20 protein-coding genes and 1 riboswitch are annotated in these 25,754 nt (G+C 60.4%); of the genes, 13 read left to right on the forward strand and 7 right to left on the reverse strand.

The genetic code is table 11. From position 1 onward, the window contains the following. The first annotated feature begins 9 nt into the window (after nucleotides 1-9). Nucleotides 10-1,287, forward strand: coding sequence for a lipid IV(A) 3-deoxy-D-manno-octulosonic acid transferase (gene waaA, locus TU81_RS17170; protein ID WP_048396124.1), 1,278 nt, complete (start codon nucleotides 10-12; stop codon nucleotides 1,285-1,287). Between the two features lie 93 nt (nucleotides 1,288-1,380). Here the strand turns inward: waaA and TU81_RS17175 are convergent, their stop codons facing one another. Beyond that, nucleotides 1,381-2,820 (reverse strand): TolC family outer membrane protein, encoded by a 1,440-nt coding sequence (locus TU81_RS17175; RefSeq protein ID WP_048396125.1) that lies wholly within the window; start codon nucleotides 2,818-2,820, stop codon nucleotides 1,381-1,383. 193 nt (nucleotides 2,821-3,013) lie between these two features. Further along, nucleotides 3,014-3,119, forward strand: a riboswitch (TPP riboswitch). 166 nt (nucleotides 3,120-3,285) lie between these two features. On the opposite strand from TU81_RS17175, the gene thiC reads away from it, so the two are divergent. Beyond that, nucleotides 3,286-5,175, forward strand: a complete 1,890-nt coding sequence (thiC, locus tag TU81_RS17180) for a phosphomethylpyrimidine synthase ThiC (protein WP_048396126.1) — start codon at nucleotides 3,286-3,288, stop codon at nucleotides 5,173-5,175. A gap of 157 nt (nucleotides 5,176-5,332) precedes the next feature. Further along, nucleotides 5,333-6,625: a putative hydroxymethylpyrimidine transporter CytX gene (gene cytX / locus TU81_RS17185; RefSeq protein ID WP_048396127.1), complete on the forward strand. Its 1,293-nt coding sequence runs from the start codon at nucleotides 5,333-5,335 to the stop codon at nucleotides 6,623-6,625. On the opposite strand, the gene TU81_RS17190 is transcribed toward cytX, so the two are convergent. After that, complete coding sequence (locus TU81_RS17190; RefSeq protein ID WP_048396128.1) at nucleotides 6,594-7,340, reverse strand: RsiV family protein; 747 nt, start codon at nucleotides 7,338-7,340, stop codon at nucleotides 6,594-6,596. The genes cytX and TU81_RS17190 overlap by 32 nt on opposite strands. Nucleotides 7,341-7,553: 213 nt before the next feature. Between TU81_RS17190 and TU81_RS17195 the strand changes: the two genes are divergently transcribed. The 9 genes from TU81_RS17195 (at nucleotide 7,554) to TU81_RS17235 (ending at nucleotide 16,989) form a co-directional block, all read left to right on the forward strand. Further along, a complete protein-coding gene (locus TU81_RS17195) occupies nucleotides 7,554-8,171 on the forward strand; it encodes an NUDIX domain-containing protein (RefSeq protein ID WP_038978686.1) in 618 nt (205 codons plus the stop codon). Continuing rightward, the gene (locus TU81_RS17200) at nucleotides 8,162-8,614 is read left to right on the forward strand and encodes a DUF1249 domain-containing protein (RefSeq protein WP_038978687.1); all 453 of its coding nucleotides are present in this window, start codon (nucleotides 8,162-8,164) and stop codon (nucleotides 8,612-8,614) included. Before TU81_RS17195 ends, TU81_RS17200 begins: the two co-directional genes overlap by 10 nt. Nucleotides 8,615-8,712: 98 nt before the next feature. Continuing rightward, the gene (gene cpdA / locus TU81_RS17205; RefSeq protein ID WP_048396129.1) at nucleotides 8,713-9,528 is read left to right on the forward strand and encodes a 3',5'-cyclic-AMP phosphodiesterase; all 816 of its coding nucleotides are present in this window, start codon (nucleotides 8,713-8,715) and stop codon (nucleotides 9,526-9,528) included. 203 nt (nucleotides 9,529-9,731) lie between these two features. Next, nucleotides 9,732-10,340: a YqiA/YcfP family alpha/beta fold hydrolase gene (locus TU81_RS17210; protein ID WP_038978689.1), complete on the forward strand. Its 609-nt coding sequence runs from the start codon at nucleotides 9,732-9,734 to the stop codon at nucleotides 10,338-10,340. 69 nt (nucleotides 10,341-10,409) lie between these two features. Continuing rightward, nucleotides 10,410-12,314 carry a DNA topoisomerase IV subunit B gene (gene parE, locus TU81_RS17215; protein ID WP_007902595.1) on the forward strand — a complete coding sequence of 635 codons (1,905 nt, stop codon included), beginning with the start codon at nucleotides 10,410-10,412 and terminating at the stop codon, nucleotides 12,312-12,314. Continuing rightward, complete coding sequence (locus TU81_RS17220; protein WP_048396130.1) at nucleotides 12,314-13,303, forward strand: esterase-like activity of phytase family protein; 990 nt, start codon at nucleotides 12,314-12,316, stop codon at nucleotides 13,301-13,303. The genes parE and TU81_RS17220 overlap by 1 nt, the downstream gene beginning before the upstream one ends. Next, nucleotides 13,300-13,821, forward strand: coding sequence for a retropepsin-like aspartic protease family protein (locus TU81_RS17225; protein WP_048396131.1), 522 nt, complete (start codon nucleotides 13,300-13,302; stop codon nucleotides 13,819-13,821). Before TU81_RS17220 ends, TU81_RS17225 begins: the two co-directional genes overlap by 4 nt. 10 nt (nucleotides 13,822-13,831) lie before the next feature. Beyond that, nucleotides 13,832-16,099, forward strand: a complete 2,268-nt coding sequence (gene parC, locus TU81_RS17230; protein ID WP_038978692.1) for a DNA topoisomerase IV subunit A — start codon at nucleotides 13,832-13,834, stop codon at nucleotides 16,097-16,099. A gap of 176 nt (nucleotides 16,100-16,275) precedes the next feature. Further along, nucleotides 16,276-16,989, forward strand: a complete 714-nt coding sequence (locus TU81_RS17235) for a PqiC family protein (RefSeq protein WP_038978693.1) — start codon at nucleotides 16,276-16,278, stop codon at nucleotides 16,987-16,989. Between the two features lie 323 nt (nucleotides 16,990-17,312). On the opposite strand, the gene TU81_RS17240 is transcribed toward TU81_RS17235, so the two are convergent. Then, the gene (locus TU81_RS17240; RefSeq protein ID WP_038978694.1) at nucleotides 17,313-18,848 is read right to left on the reverse strand and encodes an AhpA/YtjB family protein; all 1,536 of its coding nucleotides are present in this window, start codon (nucleotides 18,846-18,848) and stop codon (nucleotides 17,313-17,315) included. A gap of 135 nt (nucleotides 18,849-18,983) precedes the next feature. On the opposite strand from TU81_RS17240, the gene serB reads away from it, so the two are divergent. Beyond that, a complete protein-coding gene (gene serB / locus TU81_RS17245) occupies nucleotides 18,984-20,198 on the forward strand; it encodes a phosphoserine phosphatase SerB (protein ID WP_038978695.1) in 1,215 nt (404 codons plus the stop codon). A gap of 129 nt (nucleotides 20,199-20,327) precedes the next feature. On the opposite strand, the gene TU81_RS17250 is transcribed toward serB, so the two are convergent. From TU81_RS17250 to TU81_RS17265, 4 genes are all read right to left on the reverse strand, one after another. Beyond that, nucleotides 20,328-22,118 (reverse strand): hypothetical protein, encoded by a 1,791-nt coding sequence (locus TU81_RS17250; RefSeq protein ID WP_048396132.1) that lies wholly within the window; start codon nucleotides 22,116-22,118, stop codon nucleotides 20,328-20,330. A 250-nt stretch (nucleotides 22,119-22,368) separates the two neighbouring features. Next, a complete protein-coding gene (asd, locus tag TU81_RS17255; RefSeq protein ID WP_038978697.1) occupies nucleotides 22,369-23,229 on the reverse strand; it encodes an archaetidylserine decarboxylase in 861 nt (286 codons plus the stop codon). Between the two features lie 19 nt (nucleotides 23,230-23,248). Next, on the reverse strand, nucleotides 23,249-24,064 hold the full coding sequence (locus TU81_RS17260) for a rhodanese-like domain-containing protein (RefSeq protein ID WP_048396133.1): 816 nt from the start codon (nucleotides 24,062-24,064) through the stop codon (nucleotides 23,249-23,251). 109 nt (nucleotides 24,065-24,173) lie between these two features. Further along, entirely contained in the window at nucleotides 24,174-25,706 is a 1,533-nt protein-coding gene (locus tag TU81_RS17265; RefSeq protein WP_048396134.1) for an HDOD domain-containing protein, read from the reverse strand. Between the last annotated feature and the right edge of the window lie 48 nt (nucleotides 25,707-25,754).

The raw sequence follows: 25,754 nt of genomic DNA on the forward strand, positions 1-25,754 counted from the left end.
TCCGCCGCCATGAATAGAACTCTCTACACCGCGCTGTTTTACCTGGGGCTGCCATTGGTAGCGATTCGGCTTTGGCTGCGGGCGCGCAAGGCGCCGGCGTACGCCAAGCGCATTGGCGAGCGTTTCTCCCTCGCGCTACCGGCGATGAAGCCGGACGGCCTCTGGGTGCACGCGGTGTCGGTGGGCGAAAGCATCGCCGCGGCGCCGATGATTCGTGCCTTGTTGCAACGGTATCCGACGCTGCCGATCACCGTCACCTGCATGACCCCGACCGGGTCCGAGCGCATCCAGGCGTTGTTCGCCAACGAGCCGCGCATCCAGCATTGCTATTTGCCTTATGACTTGCCTTGCGCAGCAAAGCGATTCCTTGATCAGGCCCGGCCGAAACTGGCGGTAATCATGGAAACCGAGCTCTGGCCCAACCATATCCACCAATGCGCCAAGCGCGGGATTCCCGTGGCGCTGGCCAATGCGCGACTGTCCGAGCGTTCGGCCAAAGGTTATGGCCGCTTCCATAAACTGACCCGGCCGATGCTCGCCGAGATGAGCCTGTTCGCGGTACAGACCGAAGCCGAGGCGCGGCGCTTCCGGGATTTGGGCGCGCGCCCGGAAACCGTCGAAGTGACCGGTTCGATCAAATTCGACCTGACCATCGACCCGCAACTGCTGCAGCGTGCCGGCGAATTGCGTGCGCAGTGGCAGGCACAGGATCGTCCGGTATGGATCGCCGCGAGTACGCATGAAGGTGAAGACGATGTGGTGCTGGCTGCCCATCGTAGGCTGCTGGCCAATCATCCCGATGCCTTGCTGATTCTGGTGCCGCGTCATCCGGAGCGCTTCAACCCGGTGTTCGAGTTGTGCCGGCAGCAGGGTTTTGCCACGGTACGGCGTTCGACGGGCGAGCCGGTTACCACAGGTACGTCGGTGCTCTTGGGCGACACCATGGGCGAGTTGTTGTTTCTCTATGCGTTAGCCGACAGCGCTTTCGTCGGTGGCAGCCTGGTGCCGAACGGCGGCCATAATCTGCTGGAACCAGCAGCCCTGGCCAAGCCGGTGCTCAGTGGGCCGCACCTGTTCAACTTCCTCGAAATCGCCGCGCAGTTGCGTAGCGCCGGGGCGTTGGCTGAGGTCGAAGATGCCGAAGGTCTGGCGCTGGCGGTGCAGCGGCTGTTCGAATTGCCGAGCGATGCGCAGCGAATGGCAGAGGCGGGGCTGAAGGTGATGCGCACCAATCAGGGCGCGTTGCAGCGGTTGTTGGATGGGTTGGGCAGGTTGATCGAGCGTTAAGACCGAGCCGAGCAAAAAAAGATCGCAGCCTTCGGCAGCGCCCAACGGGCGCGTAGGAGCTGCCGAAGGCTGCGATCTTTTGATCTTGTGCTTTTATTGAGCCGGATTAGCCCGTAATTGCTCCGCCGCAGCCTTGGCCAGATCCGGTGGCAGGAAGTCCTTGTCCGGGTTGTAGTCGGCCTTGAGGTAACGCGTCAGATCCTGCAAATCCCCCGGGTTCAAAGTGCCGGCGGCCTGCTTCAAACGCAGGTTGTCGAGGATGTAGTCGTAGCGGGTGTTGTTGTAGTTGCGCACCGAGGTGTACAGCTGACGCTGGGCATCGAGCACGTCAACGATGTTGCGCGTCCCCACCTGATAACCGATTTCGGTCGCTTCCACCGCGCTCTGGTTGGAGATGATCGACTGTCGGCGGGCCTGCACCTGCTCGACGTCGGTGTTGACGGCGCGGTGCAGATTGCGGGTGTTTTCCACGACCTGACGACGCAGCGCTTCGCGTTGCTGCTCGGACTGAGTCAGCCGTGAATAGGACTCACGCACCTGCGAGCTGGTCAGCCCACCGCTGTAGAGCGGGATGCTCAATTGCAGGCCAACCGTGCGCTGCTCGACATCGCCGCCGTAACGCACGCCGTTCGGGTTCGGGTTGGTAAAACCGAGGGCGTCGTTGTCACCTTTCTGATATTGCGCGACCGCATCCAGGGTGGGCGCATGTCCGGCCTTGCGCTGCTTGAGGGTTTCCTCGGCGGCGCTCACTGCGTAGTTGCTGGCCAGCAGATTCAGGTTCTGCTTGGCGGCGGTGTCGACCCAGGCTTTGGCATCGTTCGGTGCTGGCGGCAGGATCGGTAAGGTATGGACGATGCCCTGGATAGAGTTGTACTGGCGGTTGGTCAGGGTGATAAGCGCTTCGAACGCGTCATCCACCTGACGCTGAGCGAGAATCCGGTTGGCTCGTGCGGTGTCGTAACTGGCTTGGGATTGCAGCACGTCGGTCTTGTCCGACAGGCCAACGTCGAAGCGTTCGTTGGACTGGTCGAGCTGACGCTTGAACGCCGCTTCTTCGGCCTTGGTCGAGGCCAGGGTGTCCTGGCTGCGCAGCACGTTGAAGTAGCTTTCGGCGCTTTGCAGGATCAGGTTCTGTTCGGTGGCCGAGAGTTGCAAGGCCGCCTGTTCGTTGACGTCCTTGGCGGCCTGTAACTGGAACCAGCGATCGGCGCGGAAAATCGGTTGCGCCAGGGTTGCCTGATACACCGTGCCACTTCGGGTCGAGGTCATCGATGGCTGATCGAGTTCGGTGCGGGTGTTGTTCAGGTCAGCACCGGCGGACAGGTTGGGCAACAGCCCGGCGCGGGCCTGGGGCACGACTTCCTTCTGAGCGCCGTATTGGGCGCGGGCGGCGGCGAGGTCGGCGTTGTTGTCCACCGCTTCCTGATAGACGCTGACCAGGTCAGTTTTGGTCGATAAGGGCGCTTCAGCTGCCCAGGCCATTCCGTTGGACGCACAAGACACGGCAAGGGCCAGTGAGAGTTTGCGCAGCATGAGGCCATCCCTAAAAAATTACGCTGATAATTTGAGCGCCAAGGCTACGGCGCGGCGCCCTGCAGCGTCAAGGCGCGGCACGGCGTAGCGAGTGTAGTTGCACGCAGGCAAGGCAACAATCCTGCAATTGCGCCATTCATCATGGTGTTTGCTGCGGAGTTGGCGTTCTTTGCCGGTTGTGTCTAGACTGGCCGGGTTCTTGTCGGGGTGCCTTGCTATGAGGCTGAGATCGAATAATTTCGGATCCCGTTGAACCTGATCAGGTTAGCGCCTGCGTAGGGAACAAGATTTCTCGTCACCCGGCGAGTCCTCTTGTGCTTCGTCCGGGATGTTGTTCGACAATCGAACACCCCTCGAGCACCGAGCACAGCACCAGCTGGTTTTCCCAGCGCCCGTGCGTCCATTCGTTTACAGGTTCGCTCCGACAAAAATCCACTGCCTGGATGTGTGTCTGGAGAGCCCGTGATGACTACAAAATCAAAAATCGAAACCAATCTGAGTGACTCGGCCAAGGTCGATCAGCAATCGGTTCAGCCGTTTACCCGCTCGCAAAAAATTTATGTTCAGGGCACTCGCCCGGACATTCTCGTGCCGATGCGCGAAATCAGCCTGGACGTGACCCCGACCGACTTCGGCGGCGAAATCAACGCGCCGGTAGTGGTGTATGACACCTCGGGCCCGTACACCGACCCCAACGTCATCATCGACGTGCGCAAAGGCCTCGCCGATGTGCGTTCACCGTGGATCGAATCCCGTGGCGACACCGAACGTTTGTCCGGCCTGAGCTCGAACTTCGGCCAGGAACGCCTGGCCGATGCGGAATTGACCAAGCTGCGTTTCGCCCACGTGAACAACCCGCGCCGCGCCAAGGCCGGGGCCAACGTCAGCCAGATGCACTACGCCCGTAAAGGCATCATCACCGCCGAGATGGAATACGTCGCCATCCGCGAAAACATGAAGCTTGAAGTGGCCCGTGCCGCTGGCTTGCTGGATCAGCAGCACGCCGGCTACAGCTTCGGCGCCAGCGTGCCGAAAATCATCACGCCGGAATTTGTCCGTGAAGAGATCGCCCGTGGTCGCGCGATCATTCCGGCCAACATCAACCACACCGAACTGGAACCGATGATCATCGGCCGTAACTTCCTGGTGAAGATCAACGGCAACATCGGCAACAGTGCACTGGGTTCGTCCATTGAAGAAGAAGTGGCGAAACTGACCTGGGGCATTCGCTGGGGGTCGGACACGGTCATGGACTTGTCCACCGGCAAGCACATTCACGAAACCCGCGAATGGATCATCCGTAACTCGCCGGTGCCGATCGGTACCGTGCCGATCTACCAGGCCCTGGAAAAAGTCGGCGGCGCCGCTGAAGACCTGACCTGGGAGCTGTTCCGCGATACGCTGATCGAGCAGGCCGAGCAGGGCGTCGACTACTTCACCATCCACGCCGGTGTGTTGCTGCGCTATGTGCCGCTGACTGCCAAACGCGTGACCGGTATTGTTTCCCGTGGCGGTTCGATCATGGCCAAGTGGTGCCTGGCGCACCACAAGGAAAACTTCCTCTACACCCATTTCGAAGACATCTGCGAAATCATGAAGGCCTACGACGTCAGCTTCTCGCTGGGCGATGGCCTGCGTCCGGGCTCGATTGCCGACGCCAACGACGCTGCACAATTCGGTGAGCTGGAAACCCTCGGCGAGCTGACCAAAATCGCCTGGAAGCACGACGTGCAGTGCATGATCGAAGGCCCGGGCCACGTGCCGATGCAGTTGATCAAAGAGAATATGGACAAGCAGCTCGAGTGCTGCGACGAGGCGCCGTTCTACACCCTCGGCCCGCTGACCACTGACATCGCGCCAGGCTACGACCACATCACCTCGGGTATCGGTGCGGCGATGATCGGCTGGTTCGGTTGCGCCATGCTCTGCTACGTGACGCCGAAGGAACACTTGGGCCTGCCGAACAAGGATGATGTGAAGACCGGGATCATCACCTACAAGATCGCCGCTCACGCTGCCGACCTTGCGAAGGGGCATCCGGGCGCGCAAATTCGTGATAATGCCTTGAGCAAGGCGCGTTTCGAATTCCGTTGGGAAGACCAGTTCAACCTGGGCCTGGACCCGGACACCGCGCGTTCGTACCACGACGAAACCCTGCCGAAGGATTCGGCCAAGGTCGCGCACTTCTGCTCCATGTGCGGGCCGAAATTCTGCTCGATGAAGATCACCCAGGAAGTCCGTGAATACGCGGCCAACCAGCGGATCGAAACTGTCGATGCGGAAGTTGCGCAAGGTCTGGCAGAACAGGCTGAGCGGTTCAAGCAGGAAGGTAGTCAGTTGTACAAGAAGGTTTGATTTGATCCGCAGCGCCAGCCTTTCGAGGCCGGCGCAGCTCTTGTAGGAGCGAGGCTTGCCCGCGAAGGCGGTTTGTCTGACACACCGCTTTCGCGGGCAAGCCTCGCTCCTACAGGTTGTGGTTACAACAACAAATGTCCCTCTGAGATAACACCCCTTGAGCATTCAACCCAGCACTTATTCCCCGGACATCGCCGTGCCGACCGACAAGCGTGTCTTCGGCGGCCGTGATTTGTGTTCCCTGTGGTTCTCCCTCGGCATCGGCCTGATGGTGTTGCAGACCGGCGCGCTGCTCGCTCCAGGTCTGGGCCTGTCTGGCTCATTGCTGGCGATTTTTCTTGGCACGCTGGTCGGCGTTCTGTTGCTGGCCGCCGTCGGCGTGATCGGCAGCGACACCGGCCTGTCGTCGATGGCCGCGCTCAAACTCAGCTTGGGCCGTCATGGCGCCAGCCTTCCGGCGGTGTTGAACCTGCTGCAACTGATCGGTTGGGGCTCGTTCGAAATTATCGTGATGCGCGACGCTGCCAGCCTGCTTGGCGCCCGTGCGTTCAGCGAAGGCAGCCTGATGACGAATCCGCTGCTTTGGACAGTTTTCTTCGGTGGTTTGGCGACTTTGCTGGCCGTCAGCGGGCCACTGACCTTTGTGCGCAAAATCCTGCGCAAGTGGGGCATCTGGCTGCTGCTGGCCGCGTGCATTTGGCTAACCTGGAACCTGTTCGCCAAAGCCGATCTGGCGGCGTTGTGGGCGCAGGCCGGTGATGGTTCGATGCCGTTTGCCGTGGGCTTCGACATTGCGATCGCAATGCCGCTGTCCTGGCTGCCGCTGATTGCCGACTACTCGCGGTTCGGCAAGCGCGCGAAGAAAGTCTTCGGCGGTACGGCGCTGGGCTTCTTTATCGGTAACTTCTGGCTGATGAGTTTGGGCGTGGCCTACACCCTGGCGTTCGCGCCGAGCGGTGAAGTGAATGCCTTGCTGCTGGCGTTGGCCGGTGCAGGGTTGGGGATTCCGTTGCTGCTGATTCTGCTGGATGAGTCGGAAAATGCCTTTGCCGACATTCACTCGGCGGCGGTGTCCAGCGGGATTCTGTTGCGCTTGAAAGTTGAGCATCTGGCCTTGGCGATCGGCGTGATCTGCACACTGATCGCGTGCCTGGCGCCATTGGCCCAGTACCAGAACTTTCTGCTGTTGATCGGTTCGGTGTTTGCGCCGCTGTTCGGTGTAGTGCTGGTGGATCACTTCATCCTGCGCAAGCGCAGTGCTCATGTAGCGTCAGCCGCATTGCGCTGGCCGGCGTTGCTCGCCTGGTTGGGCGGGGTGAGTACCTATCATTTGCTGGCCAATCTCTATCCGGACATCGGCGCAACCCTGCCGTCGCTGGTACTGGCAGGGCTGCTGCAACTGCTGCTCGGTCGGGCCTTCAGCTACGGCCGGGAAACAGCTCGGGCTTGAGAATACCGTTCAGGCGCGGGTAGGGGATCTTCAGTTCGACGTGGCCCAATGCGTAAGGCGCGATGGTGCTCACTTCGTACTTGAGGATCACCCCGCCGTAGGTCAGCGCCACGTTCTGGGTTTTCACGAAGGGCCAGCTCTTCACGAACTCCGGTTCCTGATCGAGTTTGGTGCTGATCAGCCAGCTGTTGTGCGCCACTTGGGCCGCTTTCCAGAACGCCTCTTCCTGCCCCGGGATCAACATGTCCGAGAGGGTCAGTACTTTATGCTGCTGACGTGAGTAGTTGATGAAGCCGCGGCCCGGCGTGCCATGGGCACCGCCGGTGTCCAGGTAGCTGGATAATTCAACGATCACCAAGCCGTCATGCTGCTCACGTACCTTGGCTTGCAGGTAGCTGCTGTAGCGCGGGCCGGCACTGCTCAAAAACTGCTCGCGATACGCCGCCAATGTTGGCGCTACAGGGGCGTCAGGCGAGGTGCGGGTCATTTGCAGCAGGCGTTTTTCGATGATGCCGTCAAGTGCAGGTTCATCCGGGAAACGCAGCGTATCGATATTCACCAGCGGGCAGTCAGCGTTGGCGCAGCCTGGTTTCAACTGTTCCGATGCGTCGCGGGTAGTTTCCAGCGGCGCCCGATAGTTGGGCTGGAACAAACTCTGGCAGGCGCCCAGGGTCAGGGCGATTGCGGCCACGGAGGCGATTTTAAAAAGCGACATGGGCGTCCTTCATAAAACAGGGAAAGGCGAAAAGTTACCCGCTTCGACTCTTAACGAAGCAGTCAGTTCGCCACTAAGCTAATTAGAGTTGGTTTCGCCCTCACCGTCTATCCCGCTGACTGGAAAGGGGCTGCATCAAACATCGCGGGCGCGTTAGGATGGCGCGAAGTCGAGGTTGGAGCCTCGGATAGGATTTGTAGAACGAGGATAGTCATGACTGATTTTGCCAACGCCATTCCGACCGCCGTTGATATCGTTCGGCGCGAAAAGTGCTATGAGGGTTTCTACAAGCTCGACCGCGTGCACTTGCGCCACGAATTGTTCGCCGGTGGCATGAGTCGCGAAATCAATCGTGAACTGTTCGTGCGCCATGATGCGGTGTGCGTGCTGCCTTACGATCCGCAGCGCGATGAAGTGGTGCTGATCGAGCAGTTTCGCGTCGGTGCCATGGGCAAGACCGACAATCCGTGGCTGATCGAACTGGTCGCCGGTCTGATCGACAAGGATGAAGTACCGGAAGAAGTTGCTCACCGCGAAGCGCAGGAGGAAGCTGGGCTTGTATTCGGGGCGCTCTGGCCGATGACCAAATATTTTCCATCGCCGGGCGGCAGTAATGAATTCGTGCATTTGTACCTGGGGCGTTGCGAGACAACCGGGGTCGGCGGCCTGCATGGGCTGGAGGAAGAGGCAGAAGATATTCGCGTCACGGTCTGGGCGTTCGAAGATGCCCTGCAAGCCGTACGCGACGGACGTATTGCCAACGCGGCAAGCATCATCGCCTTGCAATGGCTGGCTTTGAACCGCGTTGAAGTGAGGGGGTTATGGTCGTAAACAAGCTGCGCGATCGCTACCGGATCGACCTCGTGGGGCTGCAAGCCTCCTGCGAGGCCAATTACGCGCGCCTGATGCGACTGCTACCGGACATGCGCAACGAGCCGGCAGCCCGGCGCATTGCCGTGACCCATGGCGACCAGATGCTGGGTGTGCTGGCCCTCGAAGTGCTGCAGGTCTGCCCGTACACCACGACCCTGCAAGTACGCCAGGAACACAGCCTGCCATGGCTGCCGGTGCCGCAACTGGAAGTTCAGGTCTATCACGACGCCTGCATGGCCGAAGTGGTCAGTGCTGAGCATGCAAGACGCTTCCGGGGCATCTATCCTTACCCGAACGCCGCGATGCATCAGCCGGATGAAAAGGCTCAGCTCAATCTGTTCCTGGGGGAATGGCTGAGTCACTGTCTGGCATGTGGGCACGAGTACGCAGTCGTTCGGTAGTTGTGAACTGCGTCCGGTTCACAGGTTTCCTCTTTTGATCGTCCCCCAGCATAATTGCGGCACTTACCCATCCCGTGATCACGCCCTGGGAGAACGCCTTGCCGAGCGTATCCACATTGACCACCGCCGATCCTGCGTTGCTGGTGCAACTCTCCGACAGCCATCTGTTTGCCGAGGCGGACGGGACGTTGCTGGGCATGAATACCCGCGACAGCCTGCAACAGGTCATTGAGCTGGTAAAGCTTCAGCAGCCGCAGATCGACTTGATCATTGCCAGTGGCGATCTTTCACAGGACGGGACGCTGGAGTCGTATCAGCTGTTTCGTGACCTGACCCGGCAGATCGATGCGCCGGCACGCTGGATTCCCGGTAATCATGACGAGCCGCGGATCATGGCTGAGGCAGCGGTGCAGAGTGCGCTGCTGGAGTCGGTGGTGGACATCGGCAACTGGCGGGTTACGTTGCTCGATTCGGCGGTGCCGGGTTCGGTGCCGGGGTATTTGCAGGATGAACAGTTGCAGTTGCTGGCCCGCTCCTTGAGTGAGGCGCCGCAGCGGCATCATCTGGTGTGTTTCCATCATCATCCGGTGTCGATCGGGTGTGCGTGGATGGAGCCCATTGGATTGCGCAATCCTGAAGCGTTGTTCGCGGTGCTGGATCGGTTTCCTCAGGTACGTGCGGTGTTGTGGGGGCATGTGCATCAGGAAATTGATCAGGAGCGCAACGGTGTTCGCCTGATTGCATCGCCCTCGACCTGTATTCAGTTCGAGCCGGGCAGTGATGATTTCAAGGTGAGTGAGCAGGCGCCGGGGTATCGATGGTTGCGGTTGTTGCCGGATGGTCGGCTGGAAACTGGCGTGGAACGCGTCACCGGGTTCGACTTTCAGATTGATTACGGCTCTAACGGCTACTGATTTATTTGTCATTTTCCAAGACCGAGGTGCGGCCATCGCGGGCAAGCCCGCTCCCACAGGGGATTTGTGAACGCCTCAGATCCTTGTGGGAGCGGGCTTGCCCGCGATGGCGTTTGCTCAGGTGACATGATTTCCACGCATATCCCCGATTTTCCCGACACCCTGTAAACTGCGCCTCTTTACCCGACGCACAGGGAGCTCAAATGTCTGGTTCGATCCTTTATATCCACGGTTTCAACAGCGCGCCGGCGTCGAAAAAGGCCTGTCAGTTGATTAATGTGATGGAACGGCTGGGCTTGAGCGATCAGTTGCGTGTGCCGGCCTTGCATCACCATCCTCGCGAGGCCATCGGTCAGCTGGAGCAGGCGATTGCCGAGCTGGGGCGGCCACTGCTGGTCGGCAGCTCACTCGGCGGCTACTATGCGACTCACTTGGCCGAGCGCCATGGCTTGAAAGCCCTGTTGATCAACCCGGCCGTCAGCCCGCACCGGATGTTCGACGGGTATCTGGGGACGCAGAAAAACCTGTATACCAATGAGACTTGGGAAATGACCCACGACCACGTGACGGCCCTGGCCGAGCTGGAAGTGCCGGCGCCCCAGGATCCGCAGCGGTTTCAAGTGTGGTTGCAGACCGGCGATGAAACGCTGGATTATCGCCTCGCCCAGCAGTATTACCGAGCCTGTGCCTTGCGCATCCAGGCGGGCGGCGACCATAGTTTCCAGGGTTTTGCCGAGCGATTGCCGGCAATGCTGAGTTTCGCCGGCATCGGCGCAGATTTGTATCAGGCGATTGATTTCACTGCACTGTGATTTGTCGCCTCTTTTTCATAGAACTCTCTTTTTCACAGAACACTTTTTACAGGCGGACGACGAGACCCCATGGCCACTCCCAGCGCTAGCTCTTATAACGCAGACGCCATCGAAGTCCTCTCGGGCCTCGACCCGGTGCGCAAACGCCCCGGCATGTACACCGACACCAGTCGACCGAACCACCTCGCCCAGGAAGTCATCGACAACAGCGTCGACGAAGCCTTGGCCGGGCATGCGACATCGGTGCAGGTCATCCTGCACGCCGATCACTCTCTGGAAGTCAGCGATGACGGCCGTGGCATGCCAGTGGACATTCACCCGGAAGAGGGTGTGTCGGGCGTCGAACTGATCCTCACCAAGCTTCATGCGGGCGGCAAGTTTTCCAACAAGAACTACCAGTTCTCCGGCGGTTTGCACGGGGTGGGTATTTCCGTGGTCAACGCCTTGTCGACCGAAGTCCGGGTGCGTGTGAAGCGCGACGGCAACGAATACCAGATGACTTTCGCTGACGGTTACAAGAAGACCGAGCTGGAAGTGATTGGCACCGTCGGCAAGCGCAACACTGGCACCAGCGTGTTCTTCGCGCCGGACCCGAAGTATTTCGATTCACCGAAATTCTCCATCAGCCGCCTCAAGCACGTGCTCAAGGCCAAGGCCGTTCTGTGCCCGGGGTTGCTGGTCAGTTTTGAAGACAAGGCCACCGGCGAGAAAGTCGAATGGCATTACGAAGACGGTCTGCGCTCCTACCTGGTAGACGCAGTCAGCGAATTCGAACGCCTGCCGGACGAACCGTTCTGCGGCAGCCTGGCCGGTAACAAAGAAGCGGTCGATTGGGCGTTGCTGTGGTTGCCCGAGGGCGGCGACAGCGTTCAGGAAAGCTACGTCAACCTGATCCCGACGGCCCAGGGCGGTACGCACGTCAACGGTCTGCGTCAGGGCTTGCTCGATGCGATGCGCGAGTTCTGCGAATTCCGCAGCCTGTTGCCGCGTGGCGTGAAGCTGGCGCCGGAAGACGTCTGGGAACGCATTGCGTTCGTCCTGTCGATGAAAATGCAGGAACCGCAATTCTCCGGTCAGACCAAGGAACGCCTGTCATCCCGTGAAGCGGCAGCCTTTGTTTCCGGTGTGGTCAAGGACGCGTTCAGCCTGTGGCTCAACGCTCACCCTGAGACCGGCATGCTGCTGGCGGAATTGGCGATCAACAACGCCGGCCGTCGTCTGAAGGCCAGCAAGAAGGTTGAGCGTAAGCGCATTACCCAAGGGCCGGCGTTGCCGGGCAAACTCGCCGACTGCGCCGGACAGGACCCGATGCGCTCCGAGCTGTTCCTGGTGGAAGGTGATTCCGCCGGCGGTTCGGCCAAGCAGGCGCGGGACAAAGAATTTCAGGCGATCCTGCCATTGCGCGGCAAGATTCTGAACACCTGGGAAGTCGACGGCAGCGAAGTGCTGGCCAGCCAGGAAGTGCACAATATTGCCGTGGCCATCGGTGTCGATCCGGGCTCGGCGGACATCGCCCAGTTGCGTTACGGCAAGATCTGCATCCTCGCCGACGCCGACTCCGACGGTCTGCACATCGCCACGTTGCTCTGCGCCTTGTTCGTCCAGCATTTCCGTCCGCTGGTGGATGCCGGACACGTCTACGTCGCCATGCCGCCGCTGTACCGTATAGACCTGGGCAAAGAAATTTACTATGCCCTGGACGAGGCCGAGCGCGATGGCATTCTCGATCGTCTGGTAGCCGAGAAGAAACGCGGCAAACCACAGGTCACCCGATTCAAAGGTCTGGGTGAAATGAACCCGCCGCAGTTGCGCGAAACTACCATGGACCCGAACACGCGGCGTCTGGTGCAGTTGACGCTGGAAGATTTCGACGCGACCTCGGAAATGATGGACATGCTGCTGGCGAAAAAACGCGCTGGCGATCGCAAGTCCTGGCTGGAGTCCAAGGGCAACCTGGCCGAGGTTCTGGGCTGATGCGATTTGGCTGGGCCCTGGCGTGTGCGTTGCTGCTGACCTCGGTAACGGTTTCGGCGCAGCCCGCAACCGAGCTGCGCCTGTTATCCGAGCATGCCGTCGACGGCATGCGCGGCGGCAATCTGTCGGGGCTGGCCCAGTGCGGCAAGGATTTGTGGACCGTTTCGGATCGTGACGATGATCAAATCTATCGCCTCGACACCCGCAACAACACCTGGCAAGCCGAAACCGTGCGCATCGACGTACCCCTGGCGCCCGACAGCGGTTTGCCCTGGGGCTTGCGTTCGCGGGCCTGGGCGGCGTCGTTCGTGCGGGGCGGGGACCTGGATTTCGAAGGCGTCACCTGCGACAGCGCTGGCAATCGTTACATCGTCAGCGAAGCGCACGCCGCGGTGCTGCAGGTTCCGCCAATCGGGCCTGCGTCCTGGCTGAAAATCTCGCCGATGCTGGTACGCGAAGCACGGGCCAGCGGCATGTTGCTGCACTTCAATTCGTTATTTGAAGGGCTGGCGATCAATCCGGCCGGTGACACGCTGTGGCTGGCCGCCGAACGTGAGCGCCGCGGTTTGCTGCTGATCAAGCGCCAGCAAACGGTCTGGGACTGCAAGGGTGGTTGTGTGCTGCTGAGTGAAGCCGGGGTGGAGATGCAACCAGCGCAATTTCCCAAGGCCCGCGCGCGCTCCCGGGATTTTGCCGATCTGTCATTGTTTGACGGCAAATTGTTCACCCTTGAGCGCAATGCCTTTCAGGTTTGCCGTCGCGATGCGGTGACAGCCAAGGTCGAGCGCTGCTGGTCGTTTGCCGCCGAGGCCTTGCAGGAAAACCGTCGTTATTCACAGCCCTTTGGGCTGGCGGAAGCGTTGATCGTGGACGCCGACGGTGCCTGGATCGGTATCGACAACAATAATGGTGCGCGCGCCGACGGCGAGAAACGCCCGATTGTCTGGCGTTTTGCCGCGCCTGAAGGTGGCTGGAGTGCCAAGCCATGAGTCAGCAACCGCCGGGCAAGCGCGCCGGTCGGGTGTTGATGGTGTTGGCCTGGTGCGCCGCGCTGTTTCTGGCGACGCGGTTTTTCGGGCCATGGGAAGAGAATCAGCAAAACCCGAATGCGGTGGTCAACTCCGAGCAGGGCGAAGGTTTTATCGAAGTGAAGTTGATCAGCAACAGCCAAGGGCATTTTATCGCCACTGGCCAGATCAACGGTCAGCCGGTGGATTTCATGCTCGATACCGGCGCGACCGATGTGGCGATCCCTGCGGATCTGGCCAAGCGTTTGAAGCTGGAAGAAGGTTTCGGTGTGACCCTGAGCACGGCCAATGGCCTGAGCCAGGGCTATCGTACAAAAATTGACCGCCTGCAACTGGGCGACATCGTGCTGCGGGATGTCCGCGCTCTGGTCGCGCCGGGGCTGCATGGTGATCAGGTGCTGCTCGGTATGAGCGCACTGAACAAACTTGAATTTACCCAGCGCGGTGGCACCATGCTGCTGCGCCAGACAACGAACTGATGAGGCCCGCATGAGCGACTCCCTTGATCTCAGCCTGGACGGTGTAGAACGCCGGTCACTGGCTGACTTCACCGAAAATGCCTACCTCAATTACTCCATGTACGTGATCATGGACCGTGCCTTGCCGCATATCGGCGACGGCCTGAAACCGGTACAGCGGCGCATCATCTACGCGATGAGCGAGTTGGGGCTGGACGCTGATTCCAAGCACAAGAAATCGGCGCGTACCGTCGGTGACGTGCTCGGTAAGTTCCACCCGCACGGCGACTCGGCGTGCTACGAAGCCATGGTCCTGATGGCCCAGCCGTTCAGCTACCGCTACACGCTGGTCGACGGCCAGGGTAACTGGGGTGCGCCGGACGATCCGAAGTCCTTCGCCGCCATGCGGTACACCGAAGCGCGGCTGTCTCGTTATTCCGAAGTGCTGCTCAGCGAGCTGGGCCAAGGCACCGCGGATTGGGGGCCGAACTTCGACGGCACGCTGGAAGAGCCTTTGGTATTGCCGGCCCGTTTGCCGAACATCCTGCTCAACGGCACCACCGGTATCGCCGTGGGCATGGCCACCGACGTACCGCCGCATAACCTGCGCGAAGTCGCCACCGCTTGCGTGCGCTTGCTGGACGAGCCGAAAGCCACGGTCGAGCAGCTCTGCGAGCACATCCAGGGCCCGGATTACCCGACCGAAGCGGAAATCATCACGCCGCGCGCCGACCTGCTGAAAATCTACGAAACCGGCAAGGGCTCGGTGCGCATGCGCGCCGTGTATCACATCGAAGACGGCGACATCATTGTCACCGCGCTACCGCACCAGGTTTCGGGTGCCAAAGTGCTGGAACAGATCGCCGCGATGATGCAGGCCAAACCGTCGAAAGCCCCGCAGATCGCCGATCTGCGCGACGAATCCGACCACGAAAACCCGTGCCGGATCGTGATCATTCCGGGTGCGCGCAAGAACTTTGACCACGATGCACTGATGCAACACCTGTTTGCTAGCACGGAGCTGGAGTCAAGCTACCGGGTCAACATCAACATCATCGGTCTGGACGGCAAGCCGCAGTTGAAAAACCTGCGGGCATTGCTGGTCGAATGGCTGGAGTTCCGGGTCCAGACCGTGCGTCGTCGTCTGCAATTCCGCCTGGACAAGGTCGAGCGCCGCTTGCACCTGTTGGACGGTTTGTTGATCGCTTACCTCAATCTGGATGAAGTGATTCACATCATCCGCACCGAGGAACACCCGAAAGCCGCCCTGATCGAGCGTTTCGCCCTGAGCGAAATCCAGGCCGATTACATCCTCGACACCCGTTTGCGTCAGTTGGCGCGACTGGAAGAAATGAAGCTGCGTGCCGAGCAGGATGAACTGCTCAAGGAACAAGCCAAGCTGCAAGCCCTGCTGGGCAGCGAAGCCAAGCTGAAAAAGCTGGTACGCACCGAGCTGATCAAGGACGCCGAAACTTACGGCGACGACCGTCGCTCGCCAATCGTCGAGCGTGCAGAAGCCAAGGCCTTGACCGAGCACGATCTGCTGCCGAACGAGAAAGTGACCGTAGTTCTGTCGGAAAAAGGCTGGGTTCGCTCTGCCAAGGGGCACGAAATCGACGCCACCGGGCTTTCCTACAAGGCCGGGGATGGTTTCAAGGCCTTGGCGGCCGGACGTTCCAACCAGTTTGCGGTATTTATCGACTCCACCGGGCGCAGTTATTCGGTCGCGGCCCACACCTTGCCCTCGGCCCGTGGCCAAGGCGAGCCGCTGACCGGCCGTCTGACGCCGCCGCCAGGGGCGAGTTTCGAATGCGTGCTGATGCCTGAAGACGATTCGCTGTACGTGATCGCGTCTGACGCCGGTTACGGTTTCGTGGTCAAGGGTGAAGACCTGCAAGCCAAGAACAAGGCGGGCAAGGCCCTGTTGAGTTTGCCGAACAACGCCAAAGTGATTCTGCCGCGCCCGGTAGCCGATCGTGAGCACAACTGGCTGGCCTCGGTGACCACCGAAGGTCGCCTGCTGATTTTCAAAATCAGCGATCTGCCACAATTAGGTAAAGGTAAAGGGAATAAGATCATCGGGATTTCCGGTGAGCGTGTTGCCAGTCGCGAAGAATATGTCACGGACATCGCCGTTTTGCCGGAGGGTGCCACTTTGGTGCTGCAGGCCGGAAAACGTACCTTGTCATTGAAGGCGGACGACCTTGAACACTACAAAGGTGAGCGTGGGCGTCGTGGTAACAAACTGCCAAGGGGCTTTCAGAGGGTTGATGCGCTGTTCGTCGAAAACCTCAATTAAGCGTCCTAGAGCGCTCGATCTACGATTTAACACGTAGATCGACGCTTTGCCGCTGGAGTCGGAACGCATATTCACGGATGATATGGCCTTTCAAGCGCCGGCGTAGCCGAGCGTTCTTCATATTTTTTGAGTATTTTCACTGTGGTTAGCCTTGTGGCAGCCACCTGGATGGGACGATGACTGCTCTGCGCCTTCCTTTTATTTTGATGCTCGCCGGCGTTCTTGGCCTGGCGGGTTGCAGCGTTCACCAACCGGTGTCGCTGTATCAGCTGGACAGCGGAAGTCCGGCTCAGCCTGCGCAAAGCGCGGGCATGGCGGTATTGCTTGGCCCGGTAACGGTTGCCGACTACCTGCAACGCGAAACTTTGCTGCAGCGTCAGCCCGATGGCAGCCTGCAAGCTTCGGTTGATGGTCGTTGGGCGGGTAGCCTGTCGTCCGATATCGATCAGCTGTTGCTGCGTCAGGTCGCCGGTCATCTGGACAGCCAACGCGTTGTCCTGGCACCGGCAACACTGGGCTTCACGCCGGATGTTCAGGTTCTGCTGACGATCACGCGTCTGGACTCGGGTGCGTCGCAACCGGCAATCCTTGATGCGCAATGGCGCCTGATCGACCGTCGTGGTCAGGTGCGCGATAACCGCATCATTCATCTGCAGGAACAGCACGCCGGCGGCACTGCGGCTCAGGTTCAGGCTCAGGGTGTGTTGCTGCAGCGTCTGGCCGAACAGCTGTCGACCGCGCTCAAGCCACTGGCCAACCAGCCGCCGATCGCCGAAGCACCTCGCAAGCCAGCTGCCAAGCCTGTGGCACCGGCAGCAGAGCCAGAGAAGCAACCGAAGATTCCAATGGCTTCGCCGATCCGCACGGATATGGAAGTGTTCAGGTTCTAAGCCTGGATTGATCCAAAGCAAAGCCCGCCATTGATGCGGGCTTTGTTGTTTCTGCAGGTTGGAGATCTGCGGTGCTGCTGCCGGCCTCATCGCGGGCAAGCCCGCTCCCACAGGGGATTTCTGTCGTACACAGGTTTGATCGTTCCCACGCTCTGCGTGGGAATGCAGCCGTGACGCTCTGCGTCACATCGGTGCCAGGTTCTGGGTATGAGGTGGGGCTGGAACGCAGAGCGTCCCTGGAGGCATTCCCACGCGGAGCGTGGGAACGATCAGCCCGCAGACGATCACTCATCTGCGGGCTTCTTTACAGCGAGGGCTAGCGTTTACGCCCGGCGTTCGTGCATCCGCGCCAGTTGCCGCTCCAGCATCGACGGATAGGGCTCCATCAAACGCTCTACGCAGCACGCACCTTCAGGGCTGGCGATCGGGCGGATCCGCGCACGCTGGCGAATCAGCGCGTCGTCGCTGATCTTGCGCTCCACCAGCAACAGGTTACGGCTGTGTTGCGACAGGGCCAGTGCATCCTGAGCTGTTTCGGTCAGCAGCAGGTCGATCTGGCTCAAGCCGAACAGTTCGTCACCCAGCGTCAGGCCCAACTGCAATTGCAGGGTGATGCCGCTATCAGCGACTTCGATCTGCAACTGATGACCCAAGGCGCGCAGCAACTCTCCGCAGCAGATGGCGTTGGTCAGGTAGTCGTCGCCGCTGTCTTCGGTGTGGAACAGCATCAGCGTGCTGCCATCGTTCAGGGTATGCAGTTCGCTCTGGTAAAGCGACGCGGCCTGATCGAGGCAATCGCGATAGCGTTTGAGCAGCTCTTCCAGGCGTGCGCGGGGCAGGCGGCGCAACTGATCTTGCGCGCCCAGTTGCACGGCCAGTACGGCGCTGTGCTGCGGCAAGTTCGATACCTGCGGCTTTACGACTGGTTTCGGCGCGCTATCTGCCGAATCATCACGCAGATCGGCAAACGGATCTTCGTCGTCCTCATCGTCTTCGACGGTGCTGACAGTGCGCCGCGGCGCAGGCTTGAGGCCGGCGACAGGCTTGGTTTCGTCGAAACCTGGATCGCGCAGGTTACGCACTTCGAAGGTCGGCTCGTTATCGTCGGCGTCTTCGTAATCGCTGTCGTCGTATTCAGGTTCCGGCGCAGGTTCCGGCTCGGCCGGCTCTGGCGCGAAATTGGCGTGCAGCTGGCGAGCGAGGTCGCCGACCTCATCCTGGCGCTCGGTGGCCGGGGTGTATTCGTCGATATTGCGCAGCCACACCCGCAATTGCATCAGCGGCGTGGAGAGATTGCGTCCCAGGCGCAGGCTCAAGGCCAGGGATAGCGCCAGCAGAATCGCACTCAGAATGCCCATGCTTTGCAGGCTGATGGTCATTGGCTGCTGGAACTGGTCCATGTCCAGGCTGATGCGCAGTTGCCCGGCGGTCACGTCTTGAAAAGTGATCTTGCTCTGGTACATGCCCTCGGCTTCGCCCAGCAGGCTATGCTTGGGACGCTGACCGGCTTCGGCGAGGATGCGGTTATCCACGCTGTAGATGGCGGCGTGGGCCACCAATTTGTTCTTGGTCAGGTTGTTGAGCAGCACGTTCAGGCTGAGGATGTCATTGGACACCAACAGTTCCGTGGCCGAGGTCGCGGTCTGGGTGGTCAGGCTTTCGCCCAGGGCATCCGCCTGCTCGTGCATGGCCTGCTTGAACTGCAAACCCATCACGCAGGCATAGATCACCAGGGCCAGAGCGACCAGGATCACGTTATGGCTGGCAATGCGCAATGCGATCGGTACACGGCGATGACGCAGTGCCCGGAAGATCAGCAGAAAGAAGTTATCGGTTTTTACTGGCGTGGGCCGGTTCACTTGAGCTCGGCTCTTTAGTCCGTGAAGTTGACGCGCAGTATAGCGACAGGCCCTAGGCCGTCAAAGCGCTCACGGTGCCCGATGGTCACTGAAAATGGGTAGAATGCGGTTTTTTTCCACCTGCGGGGGTGCGCCTTGCGCGAAATTGTCCTGATAAACATCACGGGAGTCGACCGTCCGGGTCTGACTGCGGCCATTACCGGTGTTCTGGCCCAGGGTGGTGTGAATATTCTCGACATCGGTCAGGCGGTGATCCACGACACCCTGTCGTTTGGCATCCTGGTTGAAATTCCCGATACCGAACAAGGTAGCTCAGTGCTCAAGGACATCCTGTTCACGGCCTACAAGCTGGAGCAGCAGGTGCGTTTCACGCCCGTGTCCGAAGAGGATTACCAGCTGTGGGTCGGCAATCAGGGCAAGAAACGCCACATTGTCACCCTGCTGACCCGCAAAGTGACCGCCGAGCAATTACAGCGCGTTAGTTCGATCACCGCCAAATATGGCCTGAACATCGATCATATCGATCGCCTGTCCGGGCGCATGCCGCTGGACACCCCGGCCGACAAGGGCAAGGGCTGCATCGAGTTTTCCGTGCGCGGCGAGGCGGCGGATCCGCAAGCGCTGCGGGCCGAATTCCTTAGCGTTGCTCAAGAACTGAACGTCGACATCGCCTTCCAGGAAGATTCGCTGTTCCGTCGTAACCGCCGTCTGGCGGTGTTCGACATGGATTCGACGCTGATCGAAGCCGAAGTCATCGACGAACTGGCCAAGGCTGCTGGTGTGGGCGACCAAGTGTCCGCGATCACTGAGCGGGCAATGTCCGGCGAGCTGGACTTCCGCGCCAGCTTCAAAGAGCGCCTGGCCTTGCTGCAAGGGCTGGACGTCAGCGTGCTGGACTCCATCGGTGCCTCGCTGCGCCTGACCGAAGGCGCCGAAACCCTGTTCGCCGAACTCAAGCGTCTGGGCTACAAGACGGCGATTCTGTCGGGCGGCTTCACTTACTTCGCCAAGCAACTGCAGGCCAAGCTGGGCATCGACTACGTGTTCGCCAACGAACTGGAAGTGGTCGACGGCAAGGTGACTGGTGTGGCGGTCGAGCCGATTGTCGATGCGCAACGCAAGGCTGATCTGCTGCGTGAGCTGGCGCATAAGGAAGGTTTGCGTCTGGAGCAGACGATTGCCGTCGGTGACGGTGCCAACGATCTGCCGATGCTGGCGATTGCCGGGCTGGGCGTGGCGTTCCGTGCCAAGCCGCTGGTCAAGCAATCGGCGAAGCAGGCGATTTCCACCCTTGGGCTCGATGGCGTGCTGTACCTGCTGGGCTTCCGGGATCGCGACGGGCAGCTCTGAGTTTTGTATTGACTGGCAGGGCCTCTTCGCGAGCAAGCCCGCTCCCACATTGATCGTGTGATCGACATAGATCCAATGTGGGAGCGGGCTTGCTCGCGAAGGGCGCGCCGCGGTTTTACAGACTTACGCTCAAAGCGATTTCCACAACGAATCAAACTCTTCCACTGCCCCGACCGCGCCGCTCCCTGCGGCGTTTTCGTTTCTGGCTGTCTCAAGCGAACGGTAGGCAAACTGATTGAAGCTGTTGGTACTCGCCACCCGACGCTCCAGTCCGGCCCGGCGTTCCTCGCCGTTGGTATTGATCAGCACCTTATTGCCTTCCTGGAACGGCAGGCGAGGTGTTAGCAGGGTGGCCGGCAGGTCGATGGCACTGATGGCAGGCAGCAGAAGCCCACGCAAGTACTGGCTGTGCTCGTCGTGGGAGCGCATCAGTTGCAGACCGCAGGGTTCGGCGCAAGGCGCGACTTGCTCGATACCCATCTGCGTGCCGCCGCCCCGCACCTGGCGGATCCAGCGCACCACTGCAATGCTCCAGCCTTGACCGGCAGCATCCTCGATACCGACCATTTCGCCAGCCTGTAGCTCGGCGGGCACGGCGCCGGGCCAAGCCAGGCAATAGCCGCCAGGGCTGTGATTGATCACCGGCAGCGCATAGGTCGGGAAATGCTGTTGGCGGTCGGCCGCCTCGTGGCTGTCATCGTTCTGAAGGTGCGGGTATTCGATCTCTTCGTAAGGCAGCAGCGTATCTGTGGTGCCATGGGGGGCGGCGTCGAAGGCCTGGCTCCATTGGTCTTTGGCGCGACTTGTCGGGTCGGTAGCCGAGAACTGCGCGGGGCGGGCGCCGGGTTTCTTCAGGATGTCGTTGAACGAGCGTTGCCCGCCGAGATAAAAGTGCAATGCACTCATGCCCACGCACAGGGTCAACGTGCCGTGGCCGACGGTGCGCTGGAAACTGCGCTCGGCGGCCTGACCCCAGGCGGCATGCAGGTGTTGCAGCGTATCCAGATTCAGCCCCGTCGGAACGGGCAGCGGCGATGCCTTATCGGCCGACTGTTGCAGATGGGTTTCGATGGCCGCGACCAGAGGTTGTGGGTCGATTCCGAGCAAGCTCTCCTGTTGTTCAGCGAGGAATTTGGAGCGGTAACGTGGCCCGGTGTCGAGATCCGGGGCGATGGCAAACAGCCCATTGTCCGGTTTGGCCGGTTGCAGCTTGATCCACTGGCTCCAGGGTTCGAGCACCTCCGCGAGTCGGGCGATCTGGCTCTGGCGCAGTTGATTGCAGCGTGAAGCCTCCAGCAGGAGGGCGACGACGTAGGTTTGCTCGATGCTCAGGCTTTGCGTCTGACTGGCCAGTTCATCGCGCACGCTCAAATTTTGCAGCTGGAACTGACAGCCAATCCGGTACAGCTGATGTAACTCGAGCCACAGACTTTCGGGCACCGGGCAATAGAGTTCAGTGGCGCGGATCAACGCGCCGTTCAGGCAATGGATTGCCCGTTGCAAAGCCTGGGTCAGCAGGGGGGCACGGTCCTTGCTGAAGCGCGGCGTGATGCGGATGACGATTTGTTTGTAGCCGATCGCCAAGTGGCTCTGCAGCGCCTGGCAAAGGTTGGCGATCTTGCGCGAGCGCTCGTCGAGCACAATCGCCTGATGCAGGAAATGCCGCTCCAGGTGCTTGCAGACGTAATACACCTCGGGCCGCAGCAGTTCGAGCAGTTGCAGACGATTGTCGCTGGGTGTGAGCAGTTGGTTGAGTTCGCTCAAGCCTTGATACAACTGGCGAGCGGTTTCGCCGATGTTGGCTTTGGGCAGGTTGGCGATCCAGCGCTTGAGATCGCGAGGCGTGGCTTCGCAGAAAGACAGACGCGACTGCGTCGGGATCGGTGCGCGTAGCAGCAGGACAGGATTGGTCTCATTCATGCCGTAGACAAACTCCGACCGGGAAATGGGCAGTGAATGACTTGACTGTAGCAGCTATGAGCGCGGGAGGAGGTGTCGCGATGTTTACGCCGCACTGGCCCGCGTAGGAGCTGCCGAAGGCTGCGATCTTTTGATTTTGCTTTTTGACAGTTTGGAGCTGCCGAAGATCAAGATCAAAAGATCGCAGCCTTCGGCAGCTCCTACAGGGGAATGCGCCGCCCGGAAGACAACCCGGGCGGCGGGTCCGGGATCAGGCGGTTGGCAAGCCGATGCCCTGGCCCATCTGCACTGGCGAAAGGGCGCCCAGCCCTTCAGCCCATTTCACTTGATCCGGCCCGAACAGCACGACTGCCGTAGAGCCGAGCTTGAAGCGACCCAATTCCGCGCCTTTCTCCAGATGGATCGGCGCACGGGCCGCTTCGTCGTAACGGAAGGTTTTCAGTTCGCGCTTGGGCGGTGTCACTAAGCCGGCCCACACGGTTTCGATCGACGCCACAATCATCGCGCCCACCAGCACCACGGCCATCGGCCCGCGCTCGGTATCGAAAATGCACGCCACGCGCTCGTTGCGCGCGAACAGCTCTGGTACGTTTTCAGCGGTGGTCTGGTTGACCGAGAAGATCCGGCCGGGGATGTAGACCATCTCGCGCAGAGTGCCGGCCAGCGGCATGTGCACACGGTGGTAATCCTTGGGTGACAGGTAAATGGTGGCGAAATCACCGCCCATGAATGGCGCTGCGTTGGCTGCGTCACCACCGAGCAGTTCCAGCACGCTGAAGCTGTGGCCCTTGGCCTGGAAAACACGACCGTGTTCGATCGGGCCGAGCTGGCTGACGGCACCGTCGGCCGGACTGAGGATCGCGCCGGGGGTTTGGTCCAGTGGGCGAGCGCCGTCTTTCAAGGCGCGAGTGAAGAACGCATTGAAATGCTCATAAGCCGTCAGGTCTTCGACCAGCGCCTGAGACATATCCACCTGATAGCGCTTGGCGAACCACGCAGTGAAGGCATTCTTGAACCAGCGCACGCGGCATTCGGCAATGCAGCCAGCCAGTCGCGAGATCAAGTGGTGAGGCAGCAGGTATTGGCTGAGGATAAACAAACGCTTCTTCATTAACTGTCCTTAAAAAACCTTAAATCTCTACGGGCGTGTCGGGATGGTTGCCCCATTCGCCCCAAGAGCCGGCGTAGCCTTTGACTCGCGGATAACCGAGCGACTTGGCTACTAGATACGTGAAGCCAGAACGATGGTGAGTCTGGCAGTGGGTAATGACTTCTTTGTCTTTGGTGATGCCGAGTTGTTCCAGGATTTTCGGCATGTCGGTGCGGATGCGCAGGTTGCGCGCCTGATCCATACCGGCTGTCCACTCGAAATTGACCGCGCCAGGAATGTGCCCGCCCTTGGCGGCCAGCACTTTCTCGCCGGAGTATTCCAGCGGCCCACGTGCGTCCCAGATCGCCAGGTCAGCGGCACCGAGGCGGCTTTGCAGGTATTCGCGGGTGGCGATGGGTTCATCGTGCAGGGTCAGGGCGACCGGGCCACCGACCGCAGGCGGGATCTGGATCGACATCGGCAAGCCTTCTGCCAGCCATGCCGGCAGGCCGCCATCGATATAGTGATACTTGCTGTGGCCGATGACATCCAGCAGCCAGATAAAGCGCCCGGCCCAACCGCCGCCTTCGTCGTCATAGACGACGTAGACTGCATCGGGGTTGTGGCCCAGTTCGCCGAACAATGCTTCAAGCGCGGCTTGGGTCGGTAGCAGGCCCGGCGCAGGCGCCTGACCCAGTTGAGTACGTTTTGGATCGACAAAGCGTGCCCCGGGGATATGCCCTGCGGCATAGCGGGCGCTGCTGGTCAGGTCTACCAGAATCAGTTCGCGGGAGTCGAGACGCGGGAGCAGGTCGCTCGGCTCGATCACCAGCGCCAAGCCAGAGAAGTCAGACATGTGAGGTCTCCAGAGCACAAAGGGGAGGATTGTAGCGCAGCGTCATGAGGGCCTGTTATCAGTTATTTCGGCATAGGAAAAAACTGAAAACAGGCCCTGGTGGTTGGCCCTAGCGCTGGCTAAAGCTGTGCAGGGCTTTTTCGATGCATTGTGCGGTTTTGCCAAAAGCCTGCACGGTAATTTCCGAAAACGGCCCGCCGCCCTGATCCGCCACCACGATCATGATCACTCGACCGTTGTTGACCAGGGAACGCAGCAGCAAGTGCTCACCGCTGAACTGTTTACGCAGGCTGGCCGGCAACAGGGCCGAGAATTGTGCGTTGTTGGACGGCGCCAGGCGCACCTGGGCCTGTTGCGCGAGCAGGCGCTGCAGCACGGTGCTTTGGCTGACCACCAGGTTCAGGCCGGCCACTTCTTTGGGCAACCCGGCAGTCTGGTGCACACGCAGATTAGCGTGCGTGCGGTCGGCCATCAGGATCATCACCCGCCGCATGCCACACGCCACCAGGGCGTCTCGGGCCGATGTGGTCAAGTGCATGGCATTGGTAAAAGGGCTCGGCTCCACCAGCAATTCGGCGCATTGCTTGCGCCACTTCGCCAGGTCTTCTGCGGTCGGCGCCGGGGCCGGCAGCAAACCGGCGTGAGCACGGTTTATGCCCGACGGCCAGATCAGCGCTTCGGCCGGATGCCAGAGGTCCGGCATGGCGTGTTGGCGGGCGCTATTGGCGGCTTGCTGGTGCAATTGTTGTTGCACCTCATCCATCGGTATTTGCAGGTAAAGGCTGGTCAGGAACTGCCAGCGTTCACAGTGGGGACTGTCCCAGGCCTGTTGTGCCGACAACGCCAGACCGTTGGCCAGCAGCACGGTATTGGCGGGCTGATTGAGCCAGCGCCGTAGCGTCGGGTCGTCATCGAGGCGGTTCTGTTGGCGTAGCGGGTGATCGCTGTCACGCGCGATGCGCAGCACTTTCACCAGCTCGCGTTGTTCGCTGCGCAGCAGCCGATAACCCTGCTGCACCCAGATCGGCAAACGCCAGGTGTCCACCAGCGCCAGACAGATTTCCAGCAGGCGCACGCCGAACAATTGCTTTTCGACTTTGCGCGCCGACTCGCCTTTATAGATGACCCGCAGCTCCCATTCTTCAAGCAACTGCGGATGGGTCAACGCCATGGGCCACAGTGGCGAAAGAAACAGCAGGCTGCCCCAGTGGATGTCCTGCCACAACCGCGCCAGGCGACCGGCAAAAAAACCATTGGCCTGTTGGGTGGCGTGCTGGCTGATCAACTGAAGCTGGCGCAAGGCGACAGGTATCTGCGATTGGGGTTCGGCGGGCAGGCGCTCGAGCAATTCTTCGGTGCGTTTCAAACCGAGCCGATTGATCGCCACTTCAAGATTTTCAGCGGGCTCGGTCATGCTGCCATGAGTATGGCGGTTGGCTTCGCGAATCACGCTCAAGGCAAGAGCCGGGCTGTTCTGCATCAGTTCGGCGATGTCTCGCAGCGAACTACGGTTATCTCGGATGGCTTTGCAGACTTGGTCGTGACTGGCTTGCGGAACCGGCAGGCGTACACCATCGAGAAGCTTGACCCAGCCTTCGAGCGTGGTTGGTTTTGGCGTTGGGACGTTCGTTTCGTTAGCCATGGTTGCACGCGATCATTGTCTGCATTACCTGTGCCCGGCGCGGGCTAA

It is taken from the genome of Pseudomonas lini, from assembly GCF_001042905.1.
Taxonomy (GTDB): domain Bacteria; phylum Pseudomonadota; class Gammaproteobacteria; order Pseudomonadales; family Pseudomonadaceae; genus Aquipseudomonas; species Aquipseudomonas lini.